Here is a 20,832-nt window from a genome sequence, read left to right as displayed (position 1 = left end):
GCGCCCGCCGTCGGACGCATGAGAACAGCACCGCGGGATCCGCGGTGCTGGAGGACCGTCTCGATCGAATCGATTCGATTGGCCGGGTACGACCAATGCTATACCCGCGGCAACGAAAATGTGAACGTGCGCATGACCTCATTCGAAAAGCGAATGAGTCCTCCCGTCACGTCTGCGGGCGCTCGCGCAGGCGCGGTCGTTCCAGGCGACCGCAGTCGCGGCGCTCAGCCCGCAGGGTCGGCCAGCAGCGGGCGGAAGGCCAGCTCCGCGGCGCCGATCATCAGGATGTCGGACCCGAGTTCCGAGCGGACGATCGAGAGCCGCTCGGCGCTCGCGGCGAGTGCCTGCTCCCCCACCAGGCGCGGCAGCCGCTCCGGGTCGAGGCCGTGCAGCGCGCCGAGGAAACCGCCGAGCACGATCAGCTGCGGGTCGAAGACGTTCGTCGCCGTGCGCAGGGCGGTCGCGAGGAACCCGGTCTGCCGCTCGACCTCCGCGATCACGGCCTCGTCGCCTGCCGCGACGGCGGCGGACAGCGCCCGCTCCAGCTCGTCGGCGTCGGCGGCGTCCATCCCGAGCACCCGCAGCAGGGCGCTCTGGCTGACCTCGGTCTCCAGGCAGCCGATCGCGCCGCAGTGGCAGCGCACGCCCGCCGAGTTCACGAGGGTGTGACCGAGCTCGCCGGCGTACCCGCTGATCCCGGTGAGCGGCGCGCCGCTGACGATGACGCCCGCGCCGATGCCGGAGGCGCCTCCGTTGACGTAGACCAGGTCGCTCGCACCGCGGCCGGCGCCGAACAGGCGTTCCGCGTTCGCGCCGAGACTGGCGTCGTTCGCGGCGAGCACCGGGTAGCCGGTAGCGGCGGAGAGCTCGGCGGCGAACGGCTCCTCGCGCCACTGCAGGTGCGGCGCCAGCCGCACGACCCCGTCGTCCTCGCGCACGAGGCCGGGGACGGCGACGCCGATGCCGGTCACGCGCGTCGCGTCGCCGAGCGACGGCCGCAGCCCGTCGATCACCGCGCCCGCCACGGCGACGGCCTCGGCGGCGCTCGGGATGTGGCCGATCGGATACCGCACCCGGCGGTGCACGACGGCGTCGAGCCCGACGACGCCCACCGTCACGGCGTCGATCTCCGGGTTGACGGCGATGGCGACCACCCGGCCGTCGGCCGCGACCACCGGCGACGGACGCCCGACGCGGTTGCTCAGCTCCGGCTCCCGCTCCTGCACCAGGCCGAGCTCGGCCAGCTCGCCGACCAGGGCTCCGACCGTTGAGCGGTTCAGCCCGGTCGCCTGGGTGAGCGCCGAGCGTGCCAGCGGGCCCTCCCGGTGCACGATCCCGAGCACGGTGGAGAGGTTGTGCCGCCGCACCGTGTCGAGGTTCGTCCCCGTCGCCCTGCCGTTCATTTTCCCCGTAACCCTACCGTCGTACTGGGCACGGTGGCGCGGGCGCCAGGCGAGCACCCGCGCCACCGTGCGGCCGGGCCGTCGGCCCGGCCCTGGCTCAGCCGAGGGTCGCCGTCCCCGACTCCGCCTCCGCGGTGCGGCCGGTCGCCGCATCACGCAGCGTGAAGGGATGCCCGGCCGGACCCGTCGCGGTCAGCACACCGTCCCGGCGGGTCACGGTGTACTCCGCGGTCTCGCCGGAGGGCGTCGTCACGGACACCTGCCGATCTCCGTCCGGTCCCGGGTAGACCGCCAGCGTCAGGCCGTCGCGGTAGTCGTAGTCGGGCCGGTCGTCGCGCGCGCCGAGCGGCAGCACCGCACCCTCCCGGACGTACAGCGGGAGGCTGTCGAACCCGTGCGTCTCGCGCAGCCAGCGGCCGCCCTCGACCCGGCGGCCGGAGAAGAACTCGGTCCAGACGCCCTCGGGCAGGTAGAACTCCACCCGATCGGGCGAGAAGACCGGCGCGACCAGGAGGTCCGCGCCGAGCATGTACTGCCGGTCGAGGTGGTCGACCGCCGGGTCGCCGGCGAACTCCAGCTGCATCGGCCGCATGACCGGGGTGCCCGCGGTGTGCGCCTCGTGCCCTGCGGCGAACAGGTACGGCATGAGCCGCAGCTTCAGCTTCGTGAAGCGGCGGGTGACCTCCACCGCCTCCTCGTCGAACGCCCACGGCACCCGGTACGAGTCGCTGCCGTGCAGCCGGGAGTGGCTCGAGAGCAGGCCGAACGCGGTCCAGCGCTTGAACACACCGGGGTCGGGCGTGCCCTCGAAGCCGCCGATGTCGTGGCTCCAGAACCCGAATCCGCTGAACGCGAGCGACAGTCCGCCGCGCAGCGTCTCGGCCATCGACTCGTAGCTGGAGGTGTTGTCGCCGCCCCAGTGCACCGGCAGCTGCTGGCCGCCGGTGGTCGCCGAGCGGGCGAACAGCACCGCCTCGCCCTCGCCGCGCGCCTCCTGCAGCACCTCGAACACCGCCTCGTTGTAGAGCTGCGTGTAGTAGTTGTGCATGCGCTCGGGCGACGAGCCGTCGAAGTACTCGACCTCGAGCGGGATGCGCTCGCCGAAGTCGGTCTTGAAGCAGTCGACGCCCTGGGCGACGAGTCCGCGCAGCTTGTCCTGGTACCAGCGAGTGGCGTCCGGGTTGGTGAAGTCGACCAGGCCCATCCCGGCCTGCCAGAGGTCCCACTGCCAGACGTCGCCGTTGGGGCGCTTGACGAGATACCCGGCGGCCGCCGCCTCCGCGAACAGCGGGGAGCGCTGCCCGATGTACGGGTTCAGCCAGACGCAGACGCGGAGGTCCTTGTCGTGCAGGCGGGCGAGCATCCCCTCCGGGTCGGGGAAGGTGCGCGGGTCCCACTCGAAGTCGCACCAGTTGAACTCGCGCATCCAGAAGCAGTCGAAGTGGAACACGGACAGCGGCAGGTCGCGCTCGGCCATGCCGTCGATGAACGAGGTGACCGTCTCCTCGTCGTACGCGGTCGTGAAGCTGGTCGACAGCCACAGCCCGTACGACCAGGCCGGCACCGACGCCGGGCGCCCGGTCAGCGCGGTGTAGCGCTCCAGGATCTCCTTCGGCGTCGGGCCGTAGATCAGGAAGTACTCCAGGCTCTCGCCCGGCACCGAGAACTGGACGCGCTCGACCGACTCCGACCCGACCTCGTACGAGACATGGCCGGGGTGGTTCACGAGCACGCCGTAGCCGCGGTTGGTCAGGTAGAACGGGATGTTCTTGTACGCCTGCTCACTGGACGTTCCGCCGTCGGCGTTCCAGACGTCGACGACCTGGCCGTTCTTCACCAGCGGGCCGAAGCGCTCCCCCAGGCCGTAGACGAGCTCGCCGACGCCCAGTGCCAGCTGCTCGTGCACGAAGGTGCCCTCGCCCTCCACGGTCATGTGGCCGAGCGACTTGTGCCCGCTCGAGGTCAGGACGCGGTCGCCGGCCGAGAAGGCCAGCGACCAGGGGGCGCCGCGCTTCACGGTGGCGGTCAGGCCGCCGGTGGTGAGCACGCCGGCCTTGTCGTCGACCGAGACCTCCGCATGGCCCTCCTCGACGTGCAGGTCGAAGCCGCGCTGCGGGCGGACGCCCTGCCAGTGCTCGACGCGCACGCCGACGATGCCGGGAAGCGGCGAGCTCAGCGTGACCGTCAGGGTCGGGCGGTTGAGGGTGTCGCCACGGCGCTCGATGACCTTGCCTGGCGCGGTGATCGTCAGGGTGCCGTCGCCGGCTGTCACGTCGTACGCCTCCTGGGCGTAGACCGGCGTGACGCCGTCGCGCAGCATCCAGAAACCATCGGTGAACTTCATGCGGGAGGGGTGCTTTCGGTTACTTGACCGCGCCGGCGGTGATGCCGCGGGTCAGGGTGCGCTGGAAGATGAGGAAGAAGATGAGCGTGGGGATGAGGCCGAGCAGCGCCGACGCGGACGTGGTGGTCACATCCATCAGCCGGTCGCCCTGCAGCACGCTGATCGCCACGGGCACCGTCTGGTTGTCGTTCGACACCAGGAAGGTGAGCGGGATCAGGAACTCGTTCCACGTCCAGATGAAGAAGAAGATGAGCAGCACGCTCAGGGTGGGCCGCGAGATCGGCACGACGACCCGCCACAGGATCCGCCAGCGGCCGGCGCCGTCGAGCGACGCGGCCTCCAGCACCTCCTTCGGGAAGGTGCCGTAGACGCTCGACAGGAGGTAGGTGCCGAAGGCGCTCTGGATCACCGTGAAGATGATGATGACGGCCCACACGTTGTCGTAGAGCCCGACCTGCTTGAACATGAAGTAGAGCGGGTAGAGCAGCGCCTCCTGCGGGAGCATGTTCGCGAGCAGGAAGAGGACGATGATCCACGTCCGCGCCTTCACCCGGCCGATGCCGAGGGCGTACGCGTTCAGCACCGACAGCACGACCGACAGGATCGCGACCATTCCGGCGATGAAGAACGAGTTCCACAGCTTCTCGGGGAAGTTCACCCGGTTCCAGAAGTTCACGATCCCGTCCGTGTAGAACGAGGTCGGCAGCTGGAGCGGGCCGCCCGAGTTGTAGTCCGCCGGGCTCTTGAACGAGTTCAGCAGGATGAGCAGGAACGGGAACGCGATCGCGACCCCGATGACGATCGCGACGACCAGGATGACCCAGTCGGTCGCGGTCTTGCGCGGCTTCTGCCGCTTCAGCCGCCGGGGCGCCTCCTGGCGCGCGTCGGCGCGCGGACGTTCGAGGGTGGTCGACATCAGATCTGGTTCTCCCTGCGCTCTGCACGGTTCTGGGCGACGATGAAGAGGATGGACACGGCGACGATGACGACGGTCAGCGCGGTCGCGATCGTGGCGCCGTATCCCACCTGCTGGCTCTGGAAGAACTCGCTGTACGAGTAGACGCTCGGCACCATGGTCGAGTTGCCGGGGCCGCCGCGGGTCAACGTGTAGACCGGGCCGAACACCTTGAGCGCGGCGATCGTGCAGGTCAGGGTGACGACGAAGATCTCCGGCCGGATGATGGACACGGTGATCGAGCGGAACCGCTGGAACCAGTTGGCCCCGTCCAGCTCCGCCGCCTCGTACAGCTCGGGGTCGACCCGCTGCAGCGCGGCCATGAAGATGACGACCGGGTAGCCGATCTGCACCCAGACCATGACCGCCATGATCGACAGCAGCGCCGTGTCCGGGCTGCCCAGCCAGTTGTGCGCGAACTGGCCGAGGCCGACCGTCTCGAGCATGGTGTTGAGCGCGCCGTTGTCGGGCCGCAGGATCCAGCCGATGACGATCGCGGCGATGACCACGGGCAGGATCTGCGGCAGGTAGTAGGTGGCGCGGAGGAAGCTGGCGATCCTGCCGCCGAACTTCTTGCCGATCAGGTCGAACAGCATGGCCGCGAGGATGAGGCCGACCACGGTCGGGATCACCACCATCGCGACGACCATGGCGATCGAATTGCCGAACGAGGTCCAGAACTTGTCGTCGCCGAACAGCCGGACCCAGTTGTTCACGCCGATGAACTTCGGCGGGCGGATGCCGCGGTAGCTGGTGAAGCTGAGGTAGATGTTCCACACCAGCGGCACCAGCACGATGACCGTCAGCAGCACGAACCCCGGCAGCAGGTACCACCAGAACCGTCCGTGCCCGCGGCCGGGCACCAGCGCCTCACTGCCCGGTCGCTGCTGCTTGCGCCGTCCCGGCGCGCGCACGCTCACGTCGACCATGCGTTCTCTCCTTCTCACGTCCTCCACCCCTCCCCCCACCATCGCTTCCTCGGTTAATCCGCCGACACGCCGTGCCGAGCCGGACTTTTCGAGGAAGCGATGGTGGGGAGGGATGAAGGGGGTGGGGTTACTGGTTGGTGATCTGGTCGACGCCGTCCTGGTACTCGGAGCCGAGTTCCTTGTTGACGGCGGCCGGATCCTTCGTGCCGTTGATAAGCTCCTGCAGGCCGGCGTTCAGCTGGTCGTAGAAGGTCGGCGTGGGCCAGTCGGGGTAGAAGGCGATGCCGTCCTCACCGGTGAGCGTGTTGAAGTTCGCGATCAGCTCCTTCGACTTCTCGTCGGTGATGTCGCTGGTCTTCGCCGCCACGGGGACGCCGCCGTTGTTGCCGATCATCGCCTGGATCTTCGGCGTCATCGTGATGTCGATGAACTTCTCCGCGAGGCCCTTGTTCTTGGCGTTCTCCGGGATGACCCACATGTTTCCGGCCGACCCGGGCGACAGCTTCGCGCCGGGGAACAGGAAGGTGCCCCACTGGTAGTCCTTGATCTCGGTCTGGAACCGGCCGTACCACCAGCTGCCGGAGAAGAAGATCGGGTACTTGCCAGCGATGAACGAGGTGCCCGCGTCCTCGGCCTTGAGGCCCGACGCGTCCTTGGAGATGTAGCCCTTCTGCACCCAGTCGTCCACGGTCTTGGTGGCGTAGGAGAGCTCGCTGCCCTGCCAGTTCACCTTGCCCTTGTAGAGCTGGTAGTCGTCGACCCACTTGCGGTCGGCCTTGGTGAGCGCGAGCTGGTACCAGAGCTGGCCGAGCGGGTACTCGGCGGCGGACTCCGCGAGCGGGGTGACGCCGTTGTCCTTGAAGGTCTGCATCGCCTTGACCAGGTCGTCGAAGGTCTTCGGGACCTCGACGCCGTACTTCGCGAACATGTCCTTGTTGTAGTAGACCTCGACGTACTCGCCGTAGTTCGGGACACCGTACCAGGAACCGGAGCCCATGATGCCCTTGTCGTCGTACTTGGCGGTGGTCTGGAGGCTGGAGGAGAGCTTCTTGTCCCAGCCGTACTTCTTCACGGCGTCGTCGAGGTTGGTGAGCAGGCCCTGGCTGGCGAGGAGGCCGGCGGTGGCGTTGCCCTTGTTGTACTCGAGGATGTCGGGCGCCTGGTTGGAGTTGAGCACCTGCGAGGCGGTGGAGCGGATCTGCTCGAAGGCCTTCGCCTCGAACTTGACCTTGGCGCCGGTCTCGGACTCGAACTCCTTGATGGCCTCGTTCCAGGCCTTGCCCATGGCGGAGTCTTCGCCTTCGTAGTGCCACAGGGTGAGCGTCTTGCCCTTGCCGTCGGTGCTGTCGTCCGACGATCCCGACGAGCCGGAGCATCCGGCCAGCATCAGCGCACCGGCGGCCAGGACGGCGCCGATCGCGAGGTGCTTCTTGCGCATCTGTTACCTCCTTGTAGTGGAGTGGACGCGCGTCTGCAGGTCTCGCAGCCACTCCGATGCATTTTGTTGACGAACACAACATAAGTGACGCCGGAGCGGATTGCAAGTTTGTTTTTCAATGCAGAACCGCATGTTTGAGCGGCGAGAAGGTTAGTTTTCGGCAACAACAATCGCCGCGTCAGGTAGATGGCCGGTCCGCAGTACGTCCGCTTGGGTACGTACTAAGACTCAGGCGCGCCTCTTACGCCGTTTCCAGGCGAACGAATAGCCACGCCGCTGGTGGGAGCAACGCATCGAAGTACTAGGTGGTCGCTGAGATGCGCCAGCGTTTTCGCACATACACGTGGCGAACGCGAGTCCACTGCGCTCGAGCTCACTGCAACCTGCACTCGACTCCTCGACCTGAGGTTCGAGGAGACCTCCCGCCCGAAGACCTCAACGCCACAGAATAGCTCCGGTGGTCTCGTGAGCGGGACTTATCGAAGTTGATCAGGCCTGGTCGTCACGGTACACCTCCTGTGGCGTGACCTGCGGCTCGTCACCGCTTCCAAGCTCCACAGTGACCTCGCGCGCCACTTCCCACTCGACGCCGCCCTCACGAAAGGTGAACTCCTGAGGCTGCGCTTCTCCGGTGAGCACCTCCGTTTGTAGACGCATAAGGCGCTGGGCGTCAGAGTAAGTTGCGACGTAGACTTCACCGCGATAGGCGACGTCGTAATTCGAGTTGGGCATGGCCGGAGCGTACACGGTCGGCAACTTCCTCGCCGGCGGCCACGGCCGGACTTGCGCCGAAGCTTCGCCGGCGTCCAATCACGCATCTCCAAGTGCGCGCTTCGCCCTTGCCGCGGACGCTGGATACCTCTGGCGACCGCGTTGGGGCTTCCCAGCCGCAAGGGCCCCCGCGATCTGTACGCACATTCGTCGCCGACCGGTCGATCCGGCACGATCGATCACTTCGAGTGGGTCTCCTGCCTGCTCAGCGTGAGCGCGGGCCTCGGGTTCAGTAGCATCGCCTCATGACGAATCCAGCGCAGGAGTTGGCGGCCTTGCTCAGTGGCTGGCATGTCTCCAATGGGAACACGCCGGTGACCGCCCGTGGCGGAGAACACCAGGGAGACCTGCCCTTCTGGCAGAAGCAGGCTCACGCCGTCAATCTTGTGCAGGAGATCGAACGAGCGATTGCCGCCCTAGACGCCCAGAACCGCAACGTGGAGGAATTCCGGGCTGCCGTACCGGCTTGGTATCGCGCGGTGTTCTCGTATTCCATACCTTGGGGAAATGGGCTCAACGGCAGTTCGGCCGCAATTGACTCAGCCGCGCTGTCCATGCTCTCGGGTTTCGGGCTCGTGCTCGATCTCATGGGCGACTCTCCGGCCCTGTCCTCGACCCAGCGCGAGGAATTGCGAGTCAGCCTGGCGCAGGCGCAAGAGCTCCTAGACGAGGAGCTCTCTGCGGTTCCAAACACGGAGCGGGCTTACGTAATGACGCTCGTAGACGCGCTGACTACCGCGCTTTCCTTCGACGGCCCGCTCGACGCGGAGGCGCTGAAGGCAACGATCGACCAACTAAACGGGGCGCTAATTGCGATCGCCGCCCAGCTGAGCGTCGTGGGCGAGGCCGACAAGGCCCAGGTGTTCATGGACGTCGTCAAGAAGATCGTGAGTGCTACTCGTGGGGCCGTTTACGACGCGGCCGCACTCGCCGGGATCGTGGCAGCAGTTCCGATCGTCCAACAAGCACTCACCAAGTAGGGCCGTGCCATAAAGGCATACGTAGGCCGCGCGCTGATGGCGCGACTCGACTAGGCGGCATCCCGCCAATACATCGACGTAGAGGCGAGAGTCTCGTCGAACTTCGTAGCGAAGCAGTCGGGGATGAGTCCGTTCTCGGCCGCCTGCCGCAGGCAGCTTGCGCAGACAGCGTCGTCGAAATGCCCAAGGCGCTCGTCGCCGAGCGGCGGACACGAATGCTCCTGATGTTGTCGTCGGTTGATGCTGAGCAGGGTCACCGACAGCTCCCCAGTAGGATTCGGGTCATGTGGGATGCGTTGATAGCGGGCGTCTTCGCGCTCCTTGGGGGGTTTGCAGGCGCCTGGATCGGCCGTTTCTGGAAGACGAAGGACTCCCTTGCAAGAGCGCGACAGCCGTGGGCGGAGCATGTGGTCGCGGACCTCGAGCAGGTTGTGATCGAGATCGTCGCATCGCGGCCAAGTGTCAAGCGTCCGGTTCCTCCGGTGTCCCTCCAGCTGGTAGACGGCTCTGCTCTGGCGATGTCATATTGGATCGAGCGGCGAACGGACCGACTGCGATACGCGGTTTTGGAGGGTGACCCGACGGGGTCGAACAGCGCCGCAAACATCTCAGCAATGCTGGCGTTCCATATGGACACTCGCGAGATGTTTGCGAAGTGGGCGCGTGGCGACCTTCTTCGCGCCAAGTCACGCCTGATGCGAGATGGACGCACTATATTCCAAAGACCGCTACGCACGCGCCGACAAGCACGGCGAGACGGGCTGACACCTCGCGCTGGTACGCCAACACCGTAGAGACTCTCGTGAGAGCTCTATCCCTTCTGCGACCACGCCAAGTGCTTCGCGGAGCCGAGTAGGTCAACAGCGCGAGGGCGTGTGCTTCGTCAACGAGGGCTTTGGCCGCAGTGCGAACCGCGCCATAATCCGCTCGCCTCCTGGCGGTGCGGCCGGGAAAGCGCGTACGACGCAGCCCAAGGCGCTTCCGTCGGCCTTGGCGAATATGCTGCTCAACGTTCGAATACGACGACGGTGTGGAACTGTCTGGCCTCTGCGTCGGCGGAAGTGAGACGCCCCTCAGGCGCCGTTGCTACTCGGTCCAGGTCAGGCGGCGGCGAGAGCGCGCGCCGGGTCGGCGATCAGCTCGGAGAAGACCAGCTCGGCCGCGCCGATGAGCAGCTGGTCGGTGCCGAGCGCCGCCTCCGCCACGACGACCCCCTCGCGGGACGAGTGGACCACCTCGGCGAGCAGGTCTTCAGCTCCGTGGGCCCGGGCGCCGCGGTAGAGCGCGGCCAGGAACCCGCCGAGCACCAGCAGCGACGGGTTGAACACGTTCACGGCGTTCCTGGCCGCGATCTGCAGCATCCGGTAGTCCCGCTCGATCACCGCCAACGCGTCGGCGTCGCCCGTCGCCTCCAGGCGGTCGGCGAGGGCGGACGCGTCGGCGGAGGCGAGACCGACCGAGGCCAGCAGCTCCTCCTGGGTGACCTCGGCCTCCAGGCAGCCGTACGACCCGCAGGAGCAGTGCCGGCCGTCGGTGCGCACCAGCGTGTGGCCGAACTCCCCCGCGTACCCCGCCGCGCCGGTCAGCAGCCGACCTCCGCCGACCGCGCCGCCGCCGATGCCCGAGGCGCCGCCGATCATGTACACCAGGTCGTCGACCCCGCGGCCGGCGCCGAAGGCGCTCTCGGCGCGCAGGCCCAGCACGGCGGCGTTCGCCGCCCACGCACGATGGCCGGTCGCCTGCGACAGCATCGCGGCGAGCGGCTCGTCCACCCAGCCGAAGTGGGTCGCCTCTCGCACCATGCCGTCCGACAGCCGCACCTGCCCGGGAACGGCCACGCCGATGCCGGCGACACGGATGCCGGTCTCCCCCGCGAGCATGCCCGCGATCCCGGCCGACGCCAGCGTGACGGTCTCCGCCGCGGAGCGGGCCGAGGCCGTCTCCACCCGGACCCGCTTCAGCACGCGGCCGCCGAGCGCGACGAGTCCGACGATGACCGCATCCACCTCGGGGTTCACCGCGATCGCCGCGACCCCGTCGCTCGCGCGGACGACGGGACTCGGCCGCCCGGCCCGGCCGCCACCGGGCGCCTCGTCGACCTCGACCAGCCCGAGGCCGGCCAGCTCGGCGACCAGATCACCCACCGTCGACCGGTTCAGCCCGGTCAGGCGGGTCAGGTCGCTGCGCGACAGAGCGCCATCGCGGTGCACCAGTCCGAGCACGGTCGCCAGGTTGCTGCGGCGCAGCGCATCCGTGGCTCCGCCCGACGACGGGCGCACCGTGCTCAGGTCGGATGCGGTCATGGAATGACCATAACGTGCGTCGTGAGGGCGGGCGTCACCACGTCTCGGGACGCGCCCCTGCGGGCACCGGCGCCGGTCGCTCCACCGTGGACGTCAGCTCGACGACGGCGTGCGTCGACCCCGCACGGATCACGGACTCCATGATCTCGAGCACGTGGAAGGCCACCTCGCCCGAGGCCCGGTGCGGCCGGTCCGTCTCGATCGCGCGCGCCAGATCGGCCAGGCCGTAGCCGCGGCCGGCGTCCGCATAACCTGCCAACGGGGCGACCTCCCGGAACTCCCGGTCGTCGGCCGTCGCGAGGTGCACGGTGTCCGAGAACATGTTCGGGTCGGGCACGGCGATCGTGCCCGCTGTGCCGTACACCTCGAACTTCGGCGTCTGCGTCGCCCACACCTCGAACGACACGGTCACGGTCGAGATGACGCCGGAGGCGTGCTCCAGGATCGCGGTGACGTGCGTGTCCACGTCCACCGGGATGGTGGAGCCGGCGAGCGGGCCCGTCGCGACCCGACGCTCCCGGGTCGACCGGCCGGTGGCGCCGGAGACGCGGACGACCGGGCCGAAGAACTGCACCAGGCTGGTCAGGTAGTACGGCCCCATGTCGAACAGCGGCCCGCCTCCGGGCTGGTAGTAGAACGCGGGGGCGGGATGCCACAGCTCGTGGCCGGGCGCGCTCCACGCGACGGCGGCGGCCACCGGGTCGCCGATCCGTCCGTCGTCGAGCAGGGCGCGGGCGGTCTGCACGCCCGTCCCGAGCACGGTGTCGGGCGCGCAGCCGACCCGCAGACCGCGCTCGGCCGCATGCTGCAGCACGGGAACCGCCTCCGCGGTCGAGAGCGCGAGCGGCTTCTCGCCGTACACGTGCTTGCCCGCGGCGAGCGCGCGCAGGGCGACCTCGGCGTGGGCCTGCGGGATGGTCAGGTTGAGCACCGCATCCACCCGCTCGTCGGTGATGAGGTCGTCGACGGAGAGGGCGACGACGCCCTGCTCGGCGGCCACCGCGGACGCGCGGTCCAGATCCAGGTCGGCGACGGCCGTCAGCCGCAGGTTCGGCAGCTGCGGGAAGTGCTCGAAGTACTGGCGGCTGATGACGCCGACCCCGACGACTCCGATGTTCAGCGGGCGGCCCACAGCATTCCCCTCTCGATGATGGTACGAACGGGCTGGCTCTCGACGATCTCCAGCCGGTGGCCGGGAGCCGAGACGAAGATGCGGCCCTTCCCCCACTGGCGGGTCCAGATCGCCGGGGCGGTGACCGGACGGTTCCACGCGTCCCACGGTCGCACCTCCTGGGTGGTCGTGGCGAGAACGTCGTTGTACTCGTCGCTCAGCACCCAGTACTGCTCGGTGACGAGGTCGAAGTCGTCGATGCCGGCCGTGATGGGATGCGTCTTGCCGTACTCGGTGATGTGCACGGTGTACGGGATGTAGTTGTCGGACTGCTCGCCGACGCGCTCCGCCGGGTCCTTGCCCGCGTGGTGGGCGAACTGGCCGCCGATCATGTGCAGGTAGTCGGCGTTGTTGCGGTACGAGTCGGCGATGCCGCCGTGCCAGCCGGCCATGCCTGCGCCGTTCAGGACGGCCTTCTGGAGGCCGCGGAACTCGGCGTCCTCGATCGTGTTCATGGTGTTGACCTGCACGATGAGGTCGACCGTCGCCATGTAGTCCTCGTCGGCGTAGACGGCGGTGCCCTCCTCGACGCGCACGTCGAACCCGTTGTCGCGCAGGAACGGGCGGAACAGGTCCGTCGTCTCCACGGGCATGTGCCCGTCCCATCCCCCGCGCACCATCACTGCCTGCCTGCTCATGCTTTCCTTCCGGTTGCTCACGTCGCTCACGTTCGTCGCCATCGCCTCCGGAGTTCTTCGTGTTCGCGACGGCGTGTCGCTCGAAGAACTCAGGAACTGATGGCTGGGTTGGGGGGTCGGGTCAGGGGATCGGGGTCCAGGCGGAGGAGGCGGCGGCGCTGCGCTCGACGGCGTCCAGGACGCGCTGGATGTGGAGGCCGTCGGCGAAGGACGGCTCGGGGTCGGCGCCCGCGGCGATCGCGGTGACGAAGTCGACCACCTCGTGGCTGAACGCGTGCTCGTAGCCGATGGCGTGCCCGGTCGGCCACCAGTTCGCCATGTACGGGTGCTCCGGCTCGGTCGCGATGATCCGCGTGAAGCCCTGCTCCCCGGCCGGCGCGGTCGCGTCGTAGAACTCGAGCTCGTTCATCCGCTCCAGGTCGAACGCGATGGCGCCGCGGGAACCGCTCAGTTCGATGCGCAAGGCGTTCTTGCGTCCCGTCGCGTAGCGGGTGGCCTCGAAGCCGCCGATCGCACCGTCCGCCGCGCCGCCCGCTAGCCGCGCGGTGAACCAGGCGGCGTCGTCGACCGTGACCCCGCCGCGCTCAGCGGAGGCGGTGCCCGAGAGCCCGACGCCTTCCGCGAGCAGCGGGCGCTCCTCCACAAAGGTGGCGAGCGTTCCCGAGACGCCGGTCAGCCGCGAGCCGGTCAGGTGCTCGACGAGGTCGACGGCGTGCGCGCCGATGTCGCCGAGCGAGCCGGAACCGGCGAGCGTCTTGTCGAGCCGCCAGGTCATCGGGCCGTCCTCGTCGCGCAGCCAGTCCTGGAGGTAGAGGGCGCGCACCTGGCGGATCCCGCCGAGCCGGCCGTCCTGAACCAGCGTGCGCGCCAGCCCGATCGCCGGGACGCGGCGGTAGCTGAAGCCGACCATCGAGCGGACGCCGAGCTCCGCGGCCCGCTCGGCGACGACGGTCATCGCCTCGGCCTCGTCGACGGTGTTGGCGAGCGGCTTCTCGCAGAGCACGTGCTTCCCGGCCTCGAGCGCGGCGATCGCGATCTCGGCGTGGCTGTCGCCGGGCGTGCAGATGTCGATCACGTCGATGTCCGGATCGCCGACGACGGCGCGCCAGTCGGTCTCGGCCCGCTGCCAGCCGAAGCGGACCCGCGCCTCCTCGACCCGGGCGGCGTCGCGCCCGACGATGACCGCGAGCTCCGGCTCGTACGGCAGATCGAAGAAGCGGGGCGCGGTGCGCCAGCCCTGCGAGTGGGCCGCGCCCATGAACCCGTAGCCGATCATCGCGACCCGCAGCCGCGGCTTGTCGTCGGTCATCCTCGCCCTCCGTCGTGCGTCGATCGGTCTTGCGTCGATCCCGTGGCGACGCTAGTTCGCGCCGCCGAGGGCGGGCAAGTTTCGGGACGAGGTTGGAAAACTTTCGTCAGGCGGGCGGCGGTGCGGTCGAGCCGCGCTCGACCAGGGTGGTCGCCAGCTCCAGCCGGGTGTTCTCGACCTCCCCCGCACGCAGGCGCAGCGCCAGGCGGGTCGCCTCCTCTGCCATCTCCTGCAACGGCTGCCGCACCGTCGTCAGCGGCGGACGCGCCCACGACGCGGACGGCGCGTCGTCGAACCCGACGACCGAGACGTCGCTCGGGACGTCGAGCCCGAGCGCGAACGCGGCGTCGCAGACGCCGAGCGCCTGCATGTCGTTGCCGCACACGATCGCGGTGGGGCGGTCGGGGCCCGCGAGCAGCCTCCTGCCCTCGCGTTCGCCGTCGGCCCGCGAGAACCCCGCGGCGCGCGCCCGGCCCGGGATGCGGACGCCCGCCTCCCCCAGGGCCGACTCGTAGCCGGCGAGGCGAGCACGGGAGCAGAGCAGGTCTGCGGGGCCGCCGATCGCGGCGATCCTGGTGTGGCCGAGCGCGAGCAGGTGCCGGGTCGCGGCGACGCCGCCCGCCCAGTTGGTCGCGCCGATGGCCGGCACGTCGGGCGGGGGATCGCCCGCCGGGTCCACGACCACGAACGGGATGTTCCGCGTGCGCAGCTGGCGGCGGTGGTCGGCGGTCAGGTTCGAGAACTGCAGCACGATCGCCACCGGCTTCCTGCGCAGGACGCCGGTGATCAGCTCATCGCCGACAGCGTGGTAGTCGCCTATCGTCGAGAGCGTCAGGGCGAGCCCGTTCTCGCGGCTCACCCGCTCCACCCCGCGGATCACGGCGACGGACCACTCGCTCGCCAGATTCTCGATCACGAGCTCGACGGTCTCGCCGCGCTCGGCATCCACACCGCGCCGGGCATAGCCGGAGTCGTGCAGCAGTTCCTCCACGCGACGCCGGGTCGCGGCCGACACGCCCGGCCGCCCGTTCAGCACCTTGGACACCGTGGACAGCGACACGGACGCCTCGCGCGCGATCGCGTCCAGCGTCGGACGGGTGGGAGCGGGCATGCAGCCACTGTGCCACAATGACGCCCACGCTCCCCCGCGAACGAAACCCCCTCCGAAAGCGAGACCGATGCCGCTCAGCGACCTCACCCACGACGAACTGCTGGCCTACCGCCCGGACGTTCAGGAACCCGCCGACTTCGACGCCTTCTGGGAGCGGACCATCGCGTCCGCCCGGGAGGCCGGCGGCGTGCCCGAACTGACCCCGGCGGACACACCGGTCACGCAGCTGCAGATCGACGACCTGGTGTTCCCCGGATTCGGCGGCGAGCCGATCCGGGCGTGGGTGTCGCGTCCGCTGAACGCCGACGGGCCGCTGCCCGCGGTCGTGCAGTACCAGGGCTACGGCGGCGGCCGCGGACTCGCCGGCGAGAACGTGTCGTGGGCGCTGGCGGGTTACGTGCACGTCTTCGTCGACACGCGCGGGCAGGGCAGCGGCTGGGGCTCCGGCGGAGACACCCCCGACCCGCACGGCTCGGGGCCGGCGACACCGGGCGTGATGACCCGCGGCATCCACTCGCCGGAGACCTACTACTACCGCCGCGTGTTCACGGACGCCGTGCGCGCCATCGACGCGACCCGCGCTCTGCCGTTCGTGGACGCGTCCCGCGTGGCCGTGGCGGGCGGCAGCCAGGGTGGCGGCATCGCGCTGGCGGCGGCAGCGCTGTCGGGCGACGCCGTGGCGGCGGTGCTGCCGGACGTCGCGTTCCTGTGCGCGTTCCGCCGCGGTGCGGAGGTCGCCGTCGGCGGGCCGTACCAGGAGCTCGCCACGTACCTGTCGGTGCACCGGGACGAGGTCGCCGACGTCTTCCGGGCGGTGTCGTACTTCGACGGCGTGAACTTCGCCCGTCGCATCCACGCGCCCTCGCTGTTCTCGGTGGCGCTGATGGACACGATCGTGCCGCCGTCGACGACCTTCGCGGCCTACAACCACCTCGCCGCGGAGGACCGCGCCATCGAGGTCTACCCGTTCAACGACCACGAGGGCGGCGGCGCCCTCCACTTCCGTACGCAGGCGGCCTGGCTCGCCGCGCGCTTCGCCCGCTGACCCGTCTCGCGATTCGTGCCGAATGTGCGCTATACCGCGCGCATTCCGCACATTCGGCACGAATCTCGCCGTGCGGGTCAGGCGGGCGGGGCGGTGGTGGCGCGGCGGACGAGGCGGGTCGGCAGGCGCAGGTGGATGCGCTCCGGCGTCTCGCCGTTCATCAGCGAGATCAGCAGGTCGGCTGCCGCCGCTCCGAGTCCCTGCATCGGCTGCCGCACGGTGGTCAGCGGCGGGCTGAACTGCGACGCCTCCGGGATGTCGTCGAAGCCGATCACGCTGAGGTCGCGCGGCACGTCGAGGCCGAGCTCCGCCGCGACCTCGATCACCGCGATCGCCGAGATGTCGTTGGCGGCGAACACCGCCGTCGGCCGGTCCGGACGGCTCAGCAGCGGCAGCGCGACCCCGCGGACGGTGTCGTGCTCGAAGCGGCCGACCGCGACCAGCGACGGGTCGAACGGGATGCCGGCCTCGCCCAGCGCGCGCCGGTAGCCGGCGTCGCGCAGGTTGGAGGAGCGCAGGTCGGGGCGGCCGGCGACGAACGCGATCCGGCGGTGGCCCAGCGCGATCAAGGCGGCGGTGGCGTTGCGCGCGCCGCCGAAGCTGTCCGACTCCACGGTCGGCACGTCGGCCCGGCCGGTGTGCGGGTCGATCGCGACGATGGGCACCTCGGCGTTCGCGTTCACGACCGTCGGGGTCACCATGATGACGCCGTCGATGAGCGTCCCGCTGAGCCGGCTGAGCGAGCGGCGCTCCCATCCCTCGCTCGACGGCTGCCGGGAGCCGCTGTAGGCGAGCAGGTCGTAGCGCGAGTCGTGCAGGGCCGCGCCGACGCCCTTCAGGATCTCGGCGGAGAACGGCTCGAAGTCGGCGACCAGCACGCCGATCACCCCTGTGCGGCGCGAGCGCATGCTTGAGGCGACCAGGCTGGACTCGTACCCGAGCTCCTGCACGACCTGCAGCACGCGCTCCACGGTCTCCACCGCGACCCCGTAGCGGCCGTTGACCGCCTTGGACACGGTGGCGACCGAGACGCCGGCCGCCTCGGCCACGTCGTTGATCGTCGGACGCCGTCCCATGGCGGTCGAGCATACAGTAGAAAAGGTTTTCGAAAACGTTTGACACCGCCCAAGGCGCTTGCGACACTTCCGAGCGTCCCCACCTCAACGAAGAGAACAGGTTGGAATCACATGAAAGGCACCAAGCTCCTCACCGGGGCCGCCGTCGTGATGGCCGGCGCGCTCGCCCTCAGCGGCTGTAGCGGCGGCTCCGACAGCTCCAGCAGCAACGGCAAGGTCAGCATGACCCTCTGGCAGAACTCCACCACCGGCCCCGGCCAGGAGTTCTGGAAGAACGCCGTCGCCGCATTCGAGAAGGCGAACCCCAACGTCACCATCAAGATCCAGGCCATCCAGAACGAGGATCTCGACGGAAAGCTCCAGACCGCGCTGAACTCCGGCGACGCCCCCGACATCTTCCTGCAGCGAGGCGGCGGCAAGATGGCGGCGATGGTCAACGCGGGTCAGCTCATGGACATCACCGACAAGGTGTCGTCCGAGACCAAGAAGAACATCTCCGAGGGCTCCTTCAAGGCCGAGACCTACCAGGACAAGGTCTGGGCAATGCCCATCGCCGTGCTCCCGGGCGGTCTGTTCTACAGCCAGGACCTGTTCAAGGCCGCCGGCATCACCGAGGCTCCGAAGACGATCGACGACCTGAACGGCGACGTCACGAAGCTGAAGGCGACCGGGGTCGCCCCGATCGCGCTCGGCGCGAAGGACGCCTGGCCCGCCGCGCACTGGTTCTACTGGTTCGCGCTGCGCGAGTGCGCCGGCTCCACCATGGAGAAGACGGCCGACTCGAAGTCGTTCTCGGACGGCTGCTGGCTGAAGGCCGCGGAGGACCTGCAGAAGTTCGCCGACACGAAGCCCTTCAACGACGGCTTCCTGACCACCTCCGCCCAGCAGGGCGCGGGCAGCTCGGCCGGCCTCGTCGCCAACCACAAGGCCGCCATGGAGCTCATGGGCGCGTGGGACCCGGGCGTGATCGCGTCCCTGACCCCCGACCAGAAGCCCCTGCCCGACCTCGGCTTCTACCCGTTCCCGGAGGTCCCGGGCGGCAAGGGCGAGCCGGGCTCGATCATGGGCGGCGTCGACGGCTACTCGTGCTCGGTCAAGGCTCCCAAGGAGTGCGTCGACTTCCTCAACTTCGTAGCGACGACGGACCAGCAGGAGGCCTACTACAAGGCCTTCAACGCCCCGCCGGTGAACTCCGAGGCGCAGAAGGTCGTCACCGAGCCCTACCTGAAGGATGTGCTGGCCGCCTACAACAAGGCCCCGTACGTCTCCCAGTGGCTCGACACCGTGCTCGGCCAGAACGTCGGCAACGCGCTGAACGTCGCGGTCGTCGACATGCTGGCGGGCAAGAGCGACCCGAAGCAGCTCATCCAGGCGGCCAACGACGCCGCGAAGAAGGGCTGAGGTAGTTCGACGTGACGAACATCCGCGAGAACACCACCGGCCTCGTGCCGGCCGCGGGTCTCGCGCAGCACGGCGGGGGCGACGCGATCGTGTCGCCCCCGTCGCGGCAGCGCCGCCCCCGCAAGGGCCGCTGGTCCGGGCGGCTCGAGATCCTCCTGCTCGCAGGGCCTGCGGTCGTCGTCTTCCTGGGCTTCGTGATCGCCCCGGTCGTGATGGCGGCCTACTACGGCTTCTTCCGCTGGGCGGGCTACGGGACGCCGACCGACTTCGTCGGCCTGCAGAACTACATCACCATCCTGACCGACTCCGCGTTCCAGCAGGCGCTGGCGCACAATGCGTTCATCGTCGTGATGTCGCTGGTGCTGCAGGGACCGGTCGCGATCCTGCTCGCGCTCCTGCTCAACCGCAAGATGCGCGGCCAGTCCATCATCCGCGTCCTGATCTTCGTGCCGTACGTGATCGCCGAGGTCGTCGTAGGAACGGGCTGGAGCCTGATGCTCGCCACCAACGGCGCGCTGAACGGCATGCTCAAGAACCTCGGGCTCGACTGGGCGGTGCACGACTGGCTCTCCGACCCGAGCCTCGCCATCTGGACGCTGATGGGCATCCTGACCTGGAAGTACGTCGGCTTCGCCGTCATCCTCTTCCTCGCCGGCCTCCAGGGCATCCCGGAGGAGCTGTACGAGGCGGCGGCGCTCGACGGTGCGTCGTACTGGCAGATCCAGCGCCGCATCACCCTGCCGCTGCTCGGTCCGACCCTCCGCATCTGGGCGTTCCTGTCGATCATCGGCGCACTGCAGCTGTTCGACCTCGTCTACATCATCTGGGGCCAGTACGTCGCGTCGACGGCCGGGACCTCCACCATGGCGACCTACATGGTCGCGAACGGCCGCAACGCCGGCAACTTCGGCTACGGCAACGCCGTCGCCGTCGTGATCTTCCTGATCTCGCTCATCGTGGCCCTCGTCTACCAGCGGTTCGTGCTCCGGCGCGACACCGCGGGCGCCCTCACCGGCGACAGCCGGAAGGCGCAGCGCGCAGAAAGGAAGGGACGATGACGACCCTCACCGCGACCCCGGAGCCGACGCTCCCCACCGCGACCCGCAAGCGGGAGAAAGGCCTCCCCTGGGGCTCCCCGGTGATCTACTTCGTGGCGCTCGTCGTCATCGCGCTGATGCTCGCCCCGATCGCGTACATCGTGCTCGGCGGCTTCCGCACCAACTCGCAGATCACCGTCGACCCAGCCGGCTTCCCGAACCCGTGGAACCCCGCCAACTATCTGGATGTGCTGAGCGGCAGCACGTTCTGGCAGGAGGTGGCGAACTCCACCATCGTGGCGGTCGTCACCACGATCGGCGTCATCGCGCTCGGCCTGATGGCGAGCTACGTGCTCGCCCGCTACCGCTTCCGCGGCCGCGGCGTGCTGTACGCGCTGTTCGCCGCGGGCCTGATGTTCCCGATCACCGTCGCGATCACGCCGCTCTACATCGTGGTGCGCAACCTCGGGCTGATGAACTCGCTCGGCGGCGTCATCCTGCCGCAGATCGCGTTCGCCCTGCCGACGACGATCATCATCCTGGTGCCGTTCCTGCGGGCGATCCCGGACGAGATCGAGGAGGCCGCCTTCATCGACGGCTGCAGCCGGCTCGGCTTCTTCTGGCGGATGGTGCTGCGGCTGTCGCTGCCCGGCGTCATCACCGTCGGCATCCTCGCGTTCATCGCCAGCTGGAACAGCTACCTGCTGCCGCTCTTCCTCCTCAACAACGACGCGACGTTCACCCTGCCGCTCGGCGTGCAGGCGTTCTCGTCGCAGTACTCCCAGGACACGGCGAAGGTGCTCGCCTTCACCTCGCTGTCCATGATCCCGGCGCTGGTGTTCTTCAGCCTGTTCGAGCGCCGCATCGTCGGCGGCCTGACCGGCGCCGTCAAGGGCTGACGCCCTCTCCATCAGAAGTGAG

18 protein-coding genes are annotated in these 20,832 nt (G+C 69.1%); 5 read left to right on the top strand and 13 right to left on the bottom strand.

Features of this window, described 5'->3' with window-relative positions; all coding sequences use genetic code 11:
* Positions 1-224 precede the first annotated feature (224 nt).
* From P5G59_RS20040 to P5G59_RS20015, 6 genes are all read right to left on the bottom strand, one after another.
* Entirely contained in the window at positions 225-1,403 is a 1,179-nt protein-coding gene (locus P5G59_RS20040) for an ROK family protein (protein WP_301220792.1), read from the bottom strand.
* A 97-nt stretch (positions 1,404-1,500) separates the two neighbouring features.
* Positions 1,501-3,747 (bottom strand): alpha-xylosidase, encoded by a 2,247-nt coding sequence (gene yicI, locus P5G59_RS20035; RefSeq protein ID WP_301220791.1) that lies wholly within the window; start codon positions 3,745-3,747, stop codon positions 1,501-1,503.
* 19 nt (positions 3,748-3,766) lie between these two features.
* A complete protein-coding gene (locus P5G59_RS20030; RefSeq protein ID WP_301220790.1) occupies positions 3,767-4,663 on the bottom strand; it encodes a carbohydrate ABC transporter permease in 897 nt (298 codons plus the stop codon).
* On the bottom strand, positions 4,663-5,631 hold the full coding sequence (locus P5G59_RS20025; RefSeq protein WP_301220789.1) for a carbohydrate ABC transporter permease: 969 nt from the start codon (positions 5,629-5,631) through the stop codon (positions 4,663-4,665). The genes P5G59_RS20030 and P5G59_RS20025 overlap by 1 nt, the downstream gene beginning before the upstream one ends.
* A gap of 127 nt (positions 5,632-5,758) precedes the next feature.
* Positions 5,759-7,069 (bottom strand): ABC transporter substrate-binding protein, encoded by a 1,311-nt coding sequence (locus P5G59_RS20020; protein WP_301220788.1) that lies wholly within the window; start codon positions 7,067-7,069, stop codon positions 5,759-5,761.
* A gap of 489 nt (positions 7,070-7,558) precedes the next feature.
* Positions 7,559-7,801: a hypothetical protein gene (locus P5G59_RS20015; protein WP_301220787.1), complete on the bottom strand. Its 243-nt coding sequence runs from the start codon at positions 7,799-7,801 to the stop codon at positions 7,559-7,561.
* 284 nt (positions 7,802-8,085) lie between these two features.
* Here P5G59_RS20015 and P5G59_RS20010 point away from each other — a divergent pair, with 284 nt between their 5' ends.
* Positions 8,086-8,820 (top strand): hypothetical protein, encoded by a 735-nt coding sequence (locus P5G59_RS20010; RefSeq protein WP_301220786.1) that lies wholly within the window; start codon positions 8,086-8,088, stop codon positions 8,818-8,820.
* Between the two features lie 50 nt (positions 8,821-8,870).
* On the opposite strand, the gene P5G59_RS20005 is transcribed toward P5G59_RS20010, so the two are convergent.
* The 6 genes from P5G59_RS20005 to P5G59_RS19980 all read right to left on the bottom strand — a co-directional run bounded on the left by P5G59_RS20005 (position 8,871) and on the right by P5G59_RS19980 (position 15,352).
* Positions 8,871-9,077, bottom strand: coding sequence for a hypothetical protein (locus P5G59_RS20005; protein ID WP_301220785.1), 207 nt, complete (start codon positions 9,075-9,077; stop codon positions 8,871-8,873).
* Between the two features lie 843 nt (positions 9,078-9,920).
* Positions 9,921-11,123 carry an ROK family transcriptional regulator gene (locus P5G59_RS20000; RefSeq protein ID WP_301220784.1) on the bottom strand — a complete coding sequence of 401 codons (1,203 nt, stop codon included), beginning with the start codon at positions 11,121-11,123 and terminating at the stop codon, positions 9,921-9,923.
* Positions 11,124-11,157: 34 nt separating this feature from the next.
* Positions 11,158-12,255 (bottom strand): Gfo/Idh/MocA family protein, encoded by a 1,098-nt coding sequence (locus P5G59_RS19995; RefSeq protein ID WP_301220783.1) that lies wholly within the window; start codon positions 12,253-12,255, stop codon positions 11,158-11,160.
* The gene (locus tag P5G59_RS19990; protein WP_301220782.1) at positions 12,240-12,932 is read right to left on the bottom strand and encodes a ThuA domain-containing protein; all 693 of its coding nucleotides are present in this window, start codon (positions 12,930-12,932) and stop codon (positions 12,240-12,242) included. The genes P5G59_RS19995 and P5G59_RS19990 overlap by 16 nt, the downstream gene beginning before the upstream one ends.
* Before the next feature lie 121 nt (positions 12,933-13,053).
* Entirely contained in the window at positions 13,054-14,241 is a 1,188-nt protein-coding gene (locus P5G59_RS19985) for a Gfo/Idh/MocA family protein (protein WP_301220781.1), read from the bottom strand.
* Positions 14,242-14,347: 106 nt separating this feature from the next.
* Positions 14,348-15,352, bottom strand: coding sequence for a LacI family DNA-binding transcriptional regulator (locus tag P5G59_RS19980; protein WP_301220780.1), 1,005 nt, complete (start codon positions 15,350-15,352; stop codon positions 14,348-14,350).
* 67 nt (positions 15,353-15,419) lie between these two features.
* Here P5G59_RS19980 and P5G59_RS19975 point away from each other — a divergent pair, with 67 nt between their 5' ends.
* The gene (locus P5G59_RS19975) at positions 15,420-16,397 is read left to right on the top strand and encodes an acetylxylan esterase (protein ID WP_301220779.1); all 978 of its coding nucleotides are present in this window, start codon (positions 15,420-15,422) and stop codon (positions 16,395-16,397) included.
* A 77-nt stretch (positions 16,398-16,474) separates the two neighbouring features.
* Here the strand turns inward: P5G59_RS19975 and P5G59_RS19970 are convergent, their stop codons facing one another.
* On the bottom strand, positions 16,475-17,473 hold the full coding sequence (locus tag P5G59_RS19970; RefSeq protein WP_301220778.1) for a LacI family DNA-binding transcriptional regulator: 999 nt from the start codon (positions 17,471-17,473) through the stop codon (positions 16,475-16,477).
* A gap of 111 nt (positions 17,474-17,584) precedes the next feature.
* Between P5G59_RS19970 and P5G59_RS19965 the strand changes: the two genes are divergently transcribed.
* The 3 genes from P5G59_RS19965 to P5G59_RS19955 are packed head-to-tail and all read left to right on the top strand — an operon-like array spanning position 17,585 to position 20,810.
* Positions 17,585-18,874: an ABC transporter substrate-binding protein gene (locus P5G59_RS19965; protein ID WP_301220777.1), complete on the top strand. Its 1,290-nt coding sequence runs from the start codon at positions 17,585-17,587 to the stop codon at positions 18,872-18,874.
* A gap of 11 nt (positions 18,875-18,885) precedes the next feature.
* The gene (locus P5G59_RS19960) at positions 18,886-19,932 is read left to right on the top strand and encodes a carbohydrate ABC transporter permease (protein WP_301220776.1); all 1,047 of its coding nucleotides are present in this window, start codon (positions 18,886-18,888) and stop codon (positions 19,930-19,932) included.
* Positions 19,929-20,810 carry a carbohydrate ABC transporter permease gene (locus P5G59_RS19955; RefSeq protein WP_301220775.1) on the top strand — a complete coding sequence of 294 codons (882 nt, stop codon included), beginning with the start codon at positions 19,929-19,931 and terminating at the stop codon, positions 20,808-20,810. The genes P5G59_RS19960 and P5G59_RS19955 overlap by 4 nt, the downstream gene beginning before the upstream one ends.
* Positions 20,811-20,832 lie beyond the last annotated feature (22 nt).

It is taken from the genome of Leifsonia virtsii (assembly GCF_030433675.1).
In the GTDB taxonomy this organism is placed as follows: Bacteria; Actinomycetota; Actinomycetes; order Actinomycetales; family Microbacteriaceae; genus Leifsonia; species Leifsonia virtsii.
This window is presented reverse-complemented; position numbering and strand designations above follow the sequence as displayed.